At 53.0% G+C, this 13517-nt stretch carries 8 protein-coding genes; 4 read left to right on the forward strand and 4 right to left on the reverse strand.

Annotated elements, in window-relative coordinates:
* Window positions 1-547 precede the first annotated feature (547 nt).
* The gene (locus tag GXX57_02305) at window positions 548-1555 is read left to right on the forward strand and encodes a uroporphyrinogen decarboxylase (GenBank protein HHV43488.1); all 1008 of its coding nucleotides are present in this window, start codon (window positions 548-550) and stop codon (window positions 1553-1555) included.
* Window positions 1556-1729: 174 nt separating this feature from the next.
* Window positions 1730-2596, forward strand: coding sequence for a helix-turn-helix domain-containing protein (locus GXX57_02310; protein ID HHV43489.1), 867 nt, complete (start codon window positions 1730-1732; stop codon window positions 2594-2596).
* 235 nt (window positions 2597-2831) lie between these two features.
* On the opposite strand, the gene hcp is transcribed toward GXX57_02310, so the two are convergent.
* Window positions 2832-4388 (reverse strand): hydroxylamine reductase, encoded by a 1557-nt coding sequence (gene hcp / locus GXX57_02315; protein ID HHV43490.1) that lies wholly within the window; start codon window positions 4386-4388, stop codon window positions 2832-2834.
* A 223-nt stretch (window positions 4389-4611) separates the two neighbouring features.
* The gene (locus GXX57_02320; protein ID HHV43491.1) at window positions 4612-5319 is read right to left on the reverse strand and encodes a 4Fe-4S binding protein; all 708 of its coding nucleotides are present in this window, start codon (window positions 5317-5319) and stop codon (window positions 4612-4614) included.
* A 117-nt stretch (window positions 5320-5436) separates the two neighbouring features.
* Between GXX57_02320 and GXX57_02325 the strand changes: the two genes are divergently transcribed.
* Complete coding sequence (locus GXX57_02325; GenBank protein HHV43492.1) at window positions 5437-6129, forward strand: Crp/Fnr family transcriptional regulator; 693 nt, start codon at window positions 5437-5439, stop codon at window positions 6127-6129.
* A gap of 367 nt (window positions 6130-6496) precedes the next feature.
* Here the strand turns inward: GXX57_02325 and ebgA are convergent, their stop codons facing one another.
* Window positions 6497-9571, reverse strand: a complete 3075-nt coding sequence (gene ebgA, locus GXX57_02330; GenBank protein ID HHV43493.1) for a beta-galactosidase subunit alpha — start codon at window positions 9569-9571, stop codon at window positions 6497-6499.
* A 312-nt stretch (window positions 9572-9883) separates the two neighbouring features.
* Here ebgA and GXX57_02335 point away from each other — a divergent pair, with 312 nt between their 5' ends.
* Window positions 9884-10792 (forward strand): MBL fold metallo-hydrolase, encoded by a 909-nt coding sequence (locus tag GXX57_02335; protein ID HHV43494.1) that lies wholly within the window; start codon window positions 9884-9886, stop codon window positions 10790-10792.
* A 461-nt stretch (window positions 10793-11253) separates the two neighbouring features.
* On the opposite strand, the gene GXX57_02340 is transcribed toward GXX57_02335, so the two are convergent.
* Window positions 11254-12987, reverse strand: coding sequence for a hypothetical protein (locus GXX57_02340; protein HHV43495.1), 1734 nt, complete (start codon window positions 12985-12987; stop codon window positions 11254-11256).
* Window positions 12988-13517 lie beyond the last annotated feature (530 nt).

Raw genomic sequence — 13517 nt, forward strand, 5'->3', positions numbered from 1 at the left:
GAATTTCTTGCATACGAGAGACTCCTTTCTCATTCTATTTTTGGCTATCTCCATATATTGGAGACGGAGTCTCTCGATTCCTTCTCTATGCCCTCATCTTTCAATGGACCCGCGGTCTTCTATTTTTCCAGGCCTTGCCAATCCCCACAAACTTTTGACTCATACGATGAGGGTCCGTGGAAGAATCGAGACTGGAATGTGATGTTGGCCCAAGTGGAAGGGAACACCATCAAAGCACCGGTGTTACCGGGAATCACGGCCTACCTCATTGCGGTGACCGATGCTTCTGGGGCCTACGTGAGCACCCATTACCTGGAGCCTTGAGGTTGCTGCCCTAGTAGAAGCCGGTTCTTCTCTCTGTCTTTTGATGGGCGGTCTCGGACCTGACGGTAGGCAGGGGATAGCGCTCCCTCGGTTGGTAGGGTCCAGTTTTGTGTTCTGGACTCAGGAGGCCCAAAGATCCGACAGCACTTCGAAAGAAATTCCATTGTTTGCTATTCTTCTTTCTGCTTACAATAAAAGTAAGACAGACGGAGGAGGGCCGGATATGACTAAAAGAGAACGGGTGTTTACTGCTCTGTCCCACCAGCAGCCCGACGTGGCACCGTGGCAGATCGGGTTTACCCAAGAAGCCCATCAAAAAATGGTGAACTACCTCGGTGATCCGGGGTTTACGGGGACAATCGGGAACCATTTGGCTAGTTTCTCCTTTAACCGCTTTGAACAGGTGGGACCGGATCTGTATCAGGATATCTTTGGTGTGGTATGGGACAGATCTCGGGACAAGAGCATCGGTGTGGTGAAGGAGTATCAGATCAAGGACGGCTCCTTGCGGGGCTATCGGTTTCCGGATCCCAAGACCATCAGTTTTCCCCTGCAACCAGGGGAATTCGCCCAGCGGGCACCGGAACATTTCCGTACCTTTGATATTGGCTTTTCCATGTTCGAACGGGCCTGGACCTTGTACGGTATGGAAAACCTGTTGATGGACATGATCTTAAACCCGTCCTTCGTTCACGAACTCCTTGATGCCATCCTGGAGTTCAATCTGGGCGTCATCGAACGGGCCTTGGATTACGAGATTGACGGTGTCTATTTCGGGGACGACTGGGGCCAGCAAAGGGGTCTCATTATGGGGATTGAGTACTGGCGGAAGTTTATCAAGCCTCGGATGGCTACCATGTTTGCCAAGGTGAAAGCGGCCGGCAAGTATGTTATTCTACACTCCTGTGGTGACGTTCAGGAGCTGTTCCCTGAATTGATCGATATCGGTTTGGATGTCTTTAACACCTTCCAGCCGGAGATCATGGATGTGAAGGAGATGAAACGGCTCTATGGCCACCACCTGACCTTCTACGGAGGCATCAGTACCCAGCGGGCGCTACCCTTCCTAAGTCCCCACGAGGTTAAGGAGCTGGTGATCCAGATGATCCGGGATATCGGCCGAGGGGGCGGATACATTGTGGCACCCACCCACGCCATTCCCGGAGATGTCCCGGTGGAGAATATCTTGGCTTTGATCGAGACGGTACAGAATCAGGGGGAGTTAGTCTAGGCCTTGGTTATTGGCAGGTGGGTAACCGCCTGTATGCTTTCCATCGGTTATCGGCCAACTCTCCACCTGTTACCTAACTTCCAAGGAGCAGGGATTGCCCTATGCATGGAGAATTTCGTAGGTGTGGTATGTCTTTGCCCTGGGTGGATGTTCTGGTGAGGAGCTAGCTGCTTGATGGCCAAAGGGATACTCTTGGACATAGGTAAACTGATGCCCGTTTTGGATGCCTTTACGGATCTGACCAATATTCGGGTAGGGTACTTTTCTGCCAATGGGTCCCAGATTATTGGCCAGATGCGGCCGGTTTCGTCCTTCTGTCAGAGAATTAAGTCCACAGAGGTGGGGAGTGGTCGGTGCCTTCAGTGCGACCGGCAGGCGGTGCAGCATGTGCGCAACCAAGCTTTGGATTGCTATCTTTACCGGTGTCACATGGAGATTTCTGAGGCCGTTACCCCTCTTTATATTGAACAACAATACGTTGGCTATCTCATGCTGGGACAAGTTCATGGGGAGACACCCTCCCTCCAGCAGTGGGAGCAGGTTAAGGGCAAGATTATTGAACTGGGCTTGGACCCTGAGGAACTGCGGCCCCTTTACTACCGTCTGCCCATTGTTACCCGTCGACAACTGGAAGCGGCGTGTCGTTTACTGGTAACGATGGCCAGTCACCTGGTGGTCACAAAGACCGTACAACTGGTGCAAGAGGGGCGGATCGAGGCGATCAAATCCTATATCCAAACCAATCTCCACAGGCCACTTACCTTGTCGGAACTGGCGGCTCTGGTGGGACTTTCCCCCACCCATACCAGTACTTTGTTTAGCCGGGAGACCGGGGAGTCCCTCTCCACCTACATCCGCACCGAACGCTTGCACAGGGCGGAGAAGCTATTACGGGAGACTGACCTTACCATCAAGGAGGTCGCTAGCCGGGTGGGATATGATCCCGAGTATTTTTCGAAAGTATTCCGCCAGTACCACAAAGAAAGCCCGCGGGAGTATCGAAGCAGATATCGAAAATCCGCGGAAGGTAGTATAGGGTAGCAGTGAGGGAAGCGGCGGAGAAGTGAGGGGACAAAGGCTGTGAATGTATTTGCAGGACCCCTTGAATTCGCTCCCAAGCCCTTCCAATTCCGCGGAAGAGGAATTCCCTCGCGGGTGTAGTGCCTTAGGGAAGGCAAGGTTCTGGAACCTCGGTAGGACTTGCAGGGCAAGAGGTATTCAGGTAGGAAAAGGGGCCGCTGCCTTTCGGAAGCGGCCCCTGGGGTATCTAGTCTTCTTATCCGATCAAGGCGGCCAGATCCTCTTCGGGAGTGCCGATGGGATGCAGGTCGAACTTCTTTACCAGCACGTCCAGTACGTTGGAGGAGAAGAAGGCCGGTAAGGATGGCCCGATATAGATGTTCTTAATTCCCAGGGCCAACAGGGTCAGCAATACACAAACCGCCTTCTGCTCGTACCAGGAGAGCACAATCGCCAAGGGCAGATCGTTGACGTCACACTCAAAGGCTTCGGCGAGGGCCACTGCCACTCGGATGGCGGAATAAGCATCGTTGCATTGTCCCATATCCATAATCCGCGGTAATCCGCCGATCTCGCCTAGATCCAGGTCGTTGAAGCGATACTTTCCACATCCGACGGTTAAAACAACGCTTTCTTCCGGGGTCTTTTTCACCAGGTCCGTGTAGTAGTTGCGGCCGGGTTTGGCTCCGTCACAGCCACCCACCACAAAGAAGTGCTTGATGGCACCTGATTTCACCGCCTCGATAACCTTATCGGCCACGCCCAACACGGTTCCATGGGCAAAACCGGTCATCAATTCGCTGCCACCGTTCACTCCGGTCATGACCCGATCCTCTAGGTAGCCACCTAGCTCCAAGGCCTTGTCAATCAGCGGAGTGAAATCCTTCTTGCCGTCCCTTTCGTCAATGTGCTGTATATTGGGATATCCTACCACGGCAGTGGTAAAGACCCGGTCCGCATAGGAAGGACGTGGCGGCATCAGACAGTTTGTGGTAAAGAGAATCGGAGCCGGAATATCAGCGAATTCTTTCTGCTGATTCTGCCAGGCCGTACCGAAGTGTCCCTTCAGGTGGGGGAATTTCTTCAACTCCGGATAGCCATGGGCCGGCAACATTTCTCCGTGGGTGTAGATGTTGATCCCCTTACCCTCGGTTTGTTCCAGAAGCTGTCGTAGGTCCAGAAGATCGTGGCCGGAAATCACGATGAAAGGCCCTTTCTCGATGACCATGGACACCTTGGTAGGCACGGGGCTTCCGTAGGCGCTAGTGTTCGCCTCGTCCAGTAAGGCCATGCACTTGAGGTTTACTTGACCAAATTCCATGAGTAAATCCAGCCATTCCTCCACGGTGTGTTCTTCACCAACGGCCCACAGCCCCTTGTAGAACCAGGATGTCACCTCATCGTTTTTCTTACCCAGTACGTAAGCGTGCCAGGCATAGGCTGCCATTCCCCGCAAGCCAAACAGCAGGGTAGAGCGCAGGGAGACGATATCGGGATCACCCTGCCACAGGGACTCCCAAGGGAAGTCGGGGGTTCCAGGGGAGAGCTTGTCCCTTTCCTGATGAACTGCATCGATGAGGGCGTCAATGCGCTCTCCGTCGAAGTTTACGTTCGTGATGGTGGCAAAAAGGCTTTGGAGCACCAGTTCATCGGTCTGGGGTCCCGGTGCCTTATCCTTGGCAGCCCTCGCCAATCCAATGAGTGCTGCGGTTAACTGATCGTGCTTGTCCGCTACATCCGGCTGCTTACCACAAACACCGACTCGGGTACAACCCTTACCGCCTGCTGTTTGTTCACACTGATAACAAAACATATGTCTTTTCCCTCCCAAGAGACTTGTTTTTCCCCTGCTGGCAGGGGCTCACATCTGACCACATGGTTCTCGTATTTATCATTCCACTCACCGCTATGGTTTGCCTACTTCTTTCGCAAACAACTAAAAACAGATGAGAAATGGGGACAACTTGGGAGAAGTGTACTCAGTTAATCCTAGTGGGAATACATTCTCCCAAGGGGAACCCTAATCCGTCCCTTTTTTACCATTCATCCAGGATTTCTCCCTCGGTGGACAAGGTTATCACTCGCCAGGGTACCAGCTGACCACTGCGGGTGATGGCTTCCTTCACCGCATGTTCCAATCCACCGCAGCAGGGTACTTCCATCCGCACGAGGGTAATGCTCCGAATAGGATGCAGCTGCAAGATCTCTGTCAGTTTCTCCGCGTAATCCGCCGGATCCAATTTTGGACATCCAATCAGCGTGATTTTGTTCCGCATAAACCGATTGTGGAAGTCCCCGTAGGCGTAGGCGGCACAGTCCGCGGCGATTAACAGATGGGCATTATCCAGGTATGGTGCATTGCTGGGTACCAGTCGCAGCTGACACGGCCATTGCCGGAGCTGAGAAGGGCTGGCAGTCTGGGTCGGCGCTACCGCCGGTTCCGCCTTGGGCTTAACCATCCTGGCTTGGGTGCCCGGACAACCGCAGGGCAAGTCCTTTTTGGTTAAGGCCGCCATTCTTTCTTTTACCGCTGTCTCGTCGAAGGGGAGAGCCTCCCTTTCCTCTATGGTGATGGCTCCGGTGGGACACTCCGGCAGGCAGTCGCCCAGTCCGTCACAGTAGGATTCGGAAACCAGTCTTGCCTTACCGTCTATGATCTCCAGCGCGCCCTCGTGGCAGGCGTCAACACAAAGTCCGCAACCGTTGCACTTCTCTTCATCTATGGTAATGATCTTCCTTTTCATCTTCATTCCGGTTCCTCCTTTTCCTTGGCGCTTCTTGTCTTCGCAGTCTAAGTATATTACAATGTAACCGGGAAATCCGTAACATATGTTACGAAAAGGAGAGATGGGGCAGAAAAAATGCAGGAACAGTGGCTGACGGTCTTGCAGAATTGTGTCCTGTTTGAAGGGATTAGTTCCCAGGAACTGAAGACCATGCTGACCTGTCTGGTACGGGACGTGGCCCATTACACCAAGGATGACATTATTTGTCTAGCCGGGGATCCCTTTGATGGTTTGGGCGTAGTGGTGGAGGGCGAGGTGATGATCACCAGGGAGAACCTCGCGGGAGACCGGTTGGTGATGAACCAGCTGGGTCCTGGTGAGATCTTCGGGGAGCTGGCGGCCTTTGGCCCCCAGGAGACCTGGCCTGCCACGGTAACGGCCCAGGGGGATGTGACGGTGTTGTTCATTCCCCCGGAGAAAATTGTGGGCAGTTGTGAACGGGCCTGTCCCAGCCACCGGATGTTGGTGACGAACATGTTGAAGTTGGTCTCTAAGCGGGCTTTGGGTCTGCGTCGGCAAGTGGAGTATCTGTCCATGAAAACCCTGCGGGGGAAGATCAGTGCCTATTTGCTCTACCAATATCAGCAGACGGGTCGCAAGGTGTTTATCCTACCCCTCAAGCGGGATGAACTGGCGGACTATCTGAATGTGGCTAGACCGTCTTTATCCAGAGAGCTTGCGCGGATGCGGGATGAAGGCTTGATCGATTTTCACCGCAGCTCCGTGCAAATTAAGGACCTGGAGGCCTTGCGCAAGGGCATTCAGTGAAATGCCATAACTTACCAGAATATACCGGGGTGCGGCGGGAGACAATGAGAATGAGCAAGCGATTAAGGTCGCATTGCTTGCGCCAACTGCTTACACTGTATGCGAAAGCATGCAGGGCGGGTGGGAAACGCAGGTAATGTGGCTGACTAAGGTCACGTCTGGTGGGAAAGCTATCATGTGCGGCCCTATGGTCGCAGGTGGTGGCCCAACTGCCAAGACTGGCCGGTTGACGATCTTCAGTATTGGTGGAAATAGCGTGAGCGGTCGAGAGATCGTTCATGTTACTAAACCAGTACTGTAGGTCAACAAATCGCTTGCTCACTTTCTTGTCCAGAAGAGAAAGGCCCGAGGAACTCGGGCCTTTTCCTTATTCACTCACTTCTGCTTTACTCAGCAACATGGGTGAACCCATGGCTTGGGAGTAAGGACGTACCCGGAGCGTGAAGGTGAAGGGCTCAGGGTTCACCCGGTACTGGGGCAAGGTAGCAGGACCACAGCTTCCGCTACCCACACCACAGTGTTTGTAATCTAGGTTCACCGTGATCTCATCCCGGATGGGAAGCTCGTTGGGATGCTTTGCCGCCTCCAGATCCTTGGTGGTGAACCGGTGGGCCGAGAACTGCAGGGTGGGTGCTCCCACCATCAGCAGACCCAAGCCGTTATTGTTGGTAAAGGAGACCCAACGCACGTCGGTACGGTTGCCATGTTCCTGGGGACGGACATAGGGAACAAAGAGGTCATCCACCGTACAGGCATACTTGCCTACTCGGTTGGCCTGTTTACTATCTTCGTAGCTTTCCCCGGGACCCCGACCATACCAGGTGACCCGGTCCAGACATTTGGGCAAGGCCAACTGCAGTCCGATCCTGGGCAGATGGGGAAGTTGTCCGTAAGGAGTGCCTTCAGTCTTGATTACCACATCACCGGTGGCATATACAGTGTAGGTATAGGTGCATTTGAAACCGTGGGCTAGTATTGGCGGAGCGATCCGTACCTTCACCTCCACCGTTACCGCTTGGCCGGAAGCTTCTAGACACCGGACACTCTCTACCCGGTGCTGCATGGCATGCAGCTGTGCCTTCTGCCACTCCCCGAGGAAGGACCGGTCGTTGTCAATGGGGGCACGCCAGAAGTGTAGTTGCGGACCTTGGGCCAGTAGTTCCGTATTGCTGTAGGTCCAAGACTTCAAGGTGCCATAGGCCTTGTCCCAGACCAGCGCAAAGTCGGCTCCCTCCACCCGGATCCAGCGGGAGGTGTCTTCACAGCTTAAGGGGATCGCGGGGAATTGTAGCTGCAGCTTCTCTTTGGCCACCGGCAACTGGAACTGGGCCCAGGCCACTTCATGACCCCGTTCTGCCCAGGTTTGCTCTTCGCCCAAGACGAAGCTGAGATTCAACCAGTAATCAGCGGTGCAGCTTTCGGGCAACTGGTAGGGAATGGTGATCTCGCCGCTTTGCCGCGGAGCAATCTGTGGTAGTGGTAAGGTACCGGACTGGATTACCCTGTCGTCCTTTTTTACATGCCAGCAGAGGACCAGGTGATCCAGGGTACGGAAGTCATAGCGGTTAATGAGTCGGACCTTACCCTGTTTCAGATCCACTTCCTCCACTTTCACCGGTTCCAGCACCTTTTTATATTCGATCATGCCAGGACTTGGGGTCCGATCAGGGAAGACTAACCCATTGATGTTGAAGTTACCATCATGGGGGTACTCGCCATAGTCCCCACCGTACGCAAAGAAGGCCCGCCCCTGCTCATCATATTTCCTCAAGCCTTGATCGATAAAGTCCCAGACGAAGCCACCCTGCATCCGTGGGTACTTGTAGAAGGCATCCCAGTATTCGGTTAGACCACCGGGACCGTTACCCATGGCATGGGCGTATTCGCAGAGGATTAGCGGTTTATCCCAGGTCTCCACTTGGGATAGTTCAATACATTTCTCCACCGGTGTGTACATGGGTCCGAGGATGTCCACAACTTTTGCTTCCCGGTCCCCTTCGTAGTGGACTAACCTGGTGGGATCCTTCTTCTTGGTCCAGTGGTACATGGCCTCGTGGTTGCGTCCAAAACCGGACTCGTTCCCCAAGGACCAGATAATCACCGAAGGATGGTTCTTATCCCGTTCAACCATCCTCTCCATGCGATCCAGGTAGGCGGCCTCCCACTCAGGATCATCGCTCAAACGGTCGGGTTGGCCCAAGATATGGAACCCGTGGGTTTCCAGGTCCGTCTCATCCAACACGTAGATGCCGTAGTAGTCGCAAAGGTCGTAAAAACGTGGGTCGTTGGGATAGTGGGAAGTGCGCACCGCGTTGAGATTGTGTCGTTTCATCAGGAGGATGTCCTGTTCCATGAATTCCAAGGGGACGGTCCGCCCCAAGTCCGGATGGACGTCGTGGCGGTTCACACCCTTAAGCATGATGGGGACACCGTTGACCAACATCCGGCCGTTCTTGAGTTCCACTGTGCGGAAGCCGACTCTAGAGGTGACCACTTCCAGGACTTGCCCTGCGGCATCTTTGAGGCTTACCAGCAGAGTGTACAAATAGGGGTCTTCCGCGGACCATTTCCGGGGTTGGGCGATTTCCGCGGCATACTCTACGATGGTCTCATCGTTACCCTGCAGGGTCAAGGAACTAGTCACTTCTTGGGATAGGACTTCCTTGCCCGCCTGATCCAACAACTTGACTGCAAGCTTGTAATTCTCCACTGGTTGGGAATCGGTGTTCTTGATGATGTGTTGCAGCTTCAAAGTGGCGTCCCGGTAGTTTTCATCCAACTCCGTGACCACGGTGAGGTCGTAGATGTGGGTCCGGGGTTTCGCGTACAAGTACACATCCCGGAAGATACCGCTAAGCCACCACATGTCCTGATCCTCCAGGTAGGAACCGTCGGACCATTGGTAGACCTGTACCGCCAAGACATTGCGTCCGGAACGGATGTAGGGCGTAATGTCAAATTCCGCGGACAACCGACTGCCTTTGCTGAACCCTACCTGCTTGCCGTTGACCCAGACGTAGAAGGCGGAGTCCACCCCTTCAAAACGCAGGTAAACCTGGCGGTTCAGCCAATCCTCACTGATCAGGAATTCCCTGCGGTAGGAGCCCGTCGGGTTGTCCGAGGGCACCAAGGGTGGTTCCACGGGGAAAGGATACATTACGTTGGTGTAATGGGGTCTGCCGTAACCCTGGAGTTGCCAGCTGCAGGGTACTTCGATATCGTCCCAGGAAGTGGTATCGTAATCTTCCCGGAAGAAGCCCTCCGGGGCCGACAAGGGGGTCTCGGCATAGTGGAACTTCCACTTTCCATTGAGCAGCGCAAAGTAGGGGGTGGCACCCCTTTCGTAGGTCCTAGCCGTTGCCTCATTGGTATAGGGCAACAAAATGGCGTGTGGCTTGGTCAAATTCCTGTGTGTTAATTTGTGGTTTTCCCAATCTCTCATCTGGTTGTCTCACCCCGATACTTGTCTATTTTTATCTGGATAGGCCTAGGCCTAGTTTAACCACTTTTGCTCCAGCGGTAGCCAGTGTGAGGAATAGGGTGGTGTCCATATGGGAGGAAATACTAAACCAGCATAGATCTTCGCTAAATGTTGCCAAAGGCCTTCTTGTTCAGCGCAGAAATTTGCCGTCAATGCCCTCGGTGAAAACTCACCAACCCTCTAGGAAGGAATGTTGGGGTCCAATACGGAACTATACAAAGGCATCGACAAAGAATAAAACGAAGTTTACCGGGAAAATAAGGGGGACCCGTGATGGGAAAGAGAGTTTCATTGATTTTAAGTCTGTTGATCTGTCTTGGCTTGCTTGTGCCTGGCTGTGGGTTGTTCTTCCAGGCGGAGATAGCCGTTCATTTTATTAACGTCGGTGATGGTGATTCCATCGTCGTAAACAACTGGATGACCAACAAGGCTGTGCTCATCGATGGAGGTAAAATAAGGACTATCAGTTCTGTACCCTTTTATCTTAAGGAATTAGCAGTCATTCCTCGGGAGTATGACAGCGAGGGCAATGGGTATTGGGTTTTGGAGGCCATGATTAGCACTAATCCGGAGCCCGAATACGTGGAAGGGTTGATCGAGGTCTTGAACGACCCGCAGATAAAGGTGCGTAGCTTCTACTATTCCGGCCATGCCGCCTATGCGGAGAACGAAGACCTGCAGACGGCCCTCGCCAATGCCGGCCTTGAACCCCGAGTGTTGACTAGAGGCGACCCTTTGAATATCGGTGGCCTGAAGTTTGAGGTGCTGCACCCGGGTCAAGACCCCGATAGTTACGCAGAAGTCTATGATGCGTCTTTGGTGTTGAGGCTGGACTACGGAGACAATTCCATACTGTTTGCCAGCGCCATTGGCACGGAGGCGGAAGAGGAGATGTTGGCGGCGGACGTGACTTTAGCCGCAGACTTCCTAAAAATGAGCATGAACTGGGAACCGGTGGATTCTAGCGAGTTCATTAAAGCTGTCAATCCGCTGGGGCTCATCTTCTCCCAGGAGGAGGAACCTGAGGAGTTGAGTAACAAGGCGCGAAAGAGTGCGCAAAAAGGGGCGAAGAGTTATTGGACCAATCCCGATCCGGAGTTTGGCCACTCTATTACCATCTGGCTCAACAAGGTGGCCTTTCGGGTCGATGCCCCGCAGGAGCCCTTCGAATTTGATTTCTAAAGAAAAAGACTCCCCAGCTTGCTGGGGAGTTTTTATTAAGTGCACTCCCTATGAGGTTCTGTCTATAGGGTGAAGATCCCGTAGGACGAAAGTGGCCCTAGTTTAATTGCACAAGGGTGCTCGGTTTTTCCGGAATGTCGGTAACCTGATTCGACAGTCCTGGCTTAGCCGTCAACGGGCAGAGGACAAAATGCAGGGGACAACCTCTTGGAGTTAAACGGGGAAGGATGGATGGACCCGCTTGGCCAGCGTAATTCTTCCCGCAGTGGATGGCTGACCAAATTGTCCAGAGAGCCGAAGAGGTACAATCCAGGGTTATCCGCACAGTGTCCCATAGCCGAAGGTTACCAGTAGACTGTCAAGCCTGGTGACGCCGTAACGAAGAGAACATATGGTCGCGGGGCTAGGATGAGATATACAAACATTATGAGAGAGGGGGTGAACCGCCCCCTCCTCCTTGCTTAACGGAGCAATTCCCACTGCTGGGCCACTAGCATCCCACTTTTTCCCCCGGTGCCGGAACTGGTACTATAGTCCAGTAGAATATCGTTGGCGATAAATGTTGCTTCATTGCTGGCATCTATCCTCTGTCTGATAATCGCTCCCTCAATGGCCGCTCTCCATCCCAATACTATTGTGGTCCAAGGGGCGAAGATGCCACCATAGATCCGGGCCTCGGTATTCAGGGTCAGGGTGGAGTCAGGTTTAAGCATGAACAAGACGAGATTGGGTTTATCCATCCTACCTAGCATGGTTTGGTAGTTCATGGTTAGATCCCCGAAGATGTATAGTTCATTCCAAGGGGAATTGCGGGTGCCAATTTGGACTCCTGAGTTCATGGTCAGATTACCGTGTACCACCAGAGTGATAGGTTCTTCTGAGAAGATGTGGGCCACGGAGATCAGGGTCATGTTGCCGGTTACAAACAGTTGTGCCCTTCCCTCACTATTGATTGTCGCAGTGTTGTTCATACTCAGTGGACCGCCGCTGACGACGGTCACATCCCCGGTGGCGATGATCTGGTCTCCGCCTACTAGACTCGTACCTTTTTCGGAAAAGACCTGTAGATTCCCCGCCGCATAGACTTGACTCTTGTTATTAAGCGTAAAGGTGTCTCCCGCAGAGATGATGGCCTTAAGCCCGTGGAAGGAAAAATGGGATGTACTTACAGCTCGAAAGCTGCCACCGGAGATGATGGTGGCATCACCTGCAACAGTCAATTTCGCCCCATTGTTCGTAGAGAAAGCACCGTCTGCGTATAGCTCCAAGTCTCCCCCGACAGTGAATTGGGATGGACTACCTAGGGAGAAAGCACCATCCACGTACAGAAAGCTATCTCCCTCCACACTGAACTGCGCTTGACTGTTTAAGGTCAAGGCACCATTGGTGTACAGGTGCATGTTGCCGCCCACACTAAATTGGGAGTTCCAGCCCAAGCTAAGTGCACCATCTACGTAGAGATTCAAATCACCTGTGGCGTGGATACTGGCTCTGCTTCCTAGACTGAGGGTGCCGTCCACGTATAAATCCACATTGCCTTCGATGCGCAGACTTCCCTGAAAACCTAGGGACAAGCCATTTCGGATCCGTACTTTAAGGGGTGGAGCATCGGGTGATTGGTTGGGGTTTCTAATCACCATCTGCCCGTTCCAATCCTGATACTCCGACAACTGGGGCTTTGGCGGCCGGGCTGGTTTCTCCGGTGGTGGTGGCGGGGTGGGTACCGTAATGTTCGGTGGTATAAAGTTGTCGTCAGTGGGCTGGTTTCCTTCGAAATACAATAGGCATTCCTCAAAGAGCCTATATCCCTCGGCATCCGACGTCGAAAGCCGGATGGAGACTACCCGCTGGTGGTTGCCGTATTCACCATAGGCAATGAGAGTGCCATCATCGGTTAGATCGATACTGAATCGACCTTTTCCATCGATGGAATAATACTGGTCTTCGCTCTTCTTATAGGGAAACTCTGTGGCAAAGCGTTCGAAAAAATCCCGATCATATTGGTTTAACCATGCCAGGGCATGGAAAACTCCAGATTCGGCGGCATGCAAGGCCAGGGCCTGTTTCCCCTGTACCTCGACACTGCGTTGATGGACCGGGACAATGACTGTCACCGCTCCGATGACCATCACAAGAACAAGCAACGTAAGTAAACCGGAAAACAGGGCGAAACCTGCTTCTTTGCGGGTATCCACGGCACTCCCCCCCTTTTATGTGTATTATAACATATACTACCACATCTGGGCAGTGCGAGATCAATATTATTTCAAACTAAGTGGCAGGGCGTCAAATTAACAATTCTCAGAAAGGGGAAGAATATGTTGGAATCGACCTAAGGGGTCATTATAAGAGGAGACTCCCTCACATGCTAGTGGAGGCCAAGCTGAAGGCCTATCGGGGGCCGTAGACAAAGGGTTGTTCCATGGGAACGGAGGTTCCATTCCAGAAAAGAAGGTTTTGGGACAGAGGGTCTGTTTACCGGGCTGAGGTTTTGACATAAGGTTTGTGGGGTTGGGACGGTTTTTCGTTGTCGCGAGAAAAAGTTCTGTGGCGTTGCAGGAGATCCAGAAAATTCCGCGAACTTATCAGATAATTGCGGTTTCGCGGAGGGTTGTGTTAATGGCACGTTCTACAGGACCTGATTCTAAGTTGGGACAAAAGAAGTTGGAAGCACGAAAGGCCTTGTTTGAGAGGCTGGGCTGGGAGGTAGCGGAGCGCGATGACA

The sequence above is a fragment of the Bacillota bacterium genome (genome assembly GCA_012839765.1).
Classification (GTDB): domain Bacteria; phylum Bacillota; class Limnochordia; order DUMW01; family DUMW01; genus DUMW01.

Excerpts from the sequence above, each read along its gene's own strand:
- GXX57_02320 (HHV43491.1), bottom strand. The coding sequence starts at position 5,319 with ATGAAAAGGAAGATCATTACCATAGATGAAGAGAAGTGCAACGGTTGC.
- GXX57_02335 (HHV43494.1), top strand. The coding sequence starts at position 9,884 with ATGGGAAAGAGAGTTTCATTGATTTTAAGTCTGTTGATCTGTCTTGGC.
- GXX57_02305 (HHV43488.1), top strand. The coding sequence starts at position 548 with ATGACTAAAAGAGAACGGGTGTTTACTGCTCTGTCCCACCAGCAGCCC.
- ebgA (HHV43493.1), bottom strand. The coding sequence starts at position 9,571 with ATGAGAGATTGGGAAAACCACAAATTAACACACAGGAATTTGACCAAG.
- GXX57_02325 (HHV43492.1), top strand. The coding sequence starts at position 5,437 with ATGCAGGAACAGTGGCTGACGGTCTTGCAGAATTGTGTCCTGTTTGAA.
- hcp (HHV43490.1), bottom strand. The coding sequence starts at position 4,388 with ATGTTTTGTTATCAGTGTGAACAAACAGCAGGCGGTAAGGGTTGTACC.
- GXX57_02310 (HHV43489.1), top strand. The coding sequence starts at position 1,730 with ATGGCCAAAGGGATACTCTTGGACATAGGTAAACTGATGCCCGTTTTG.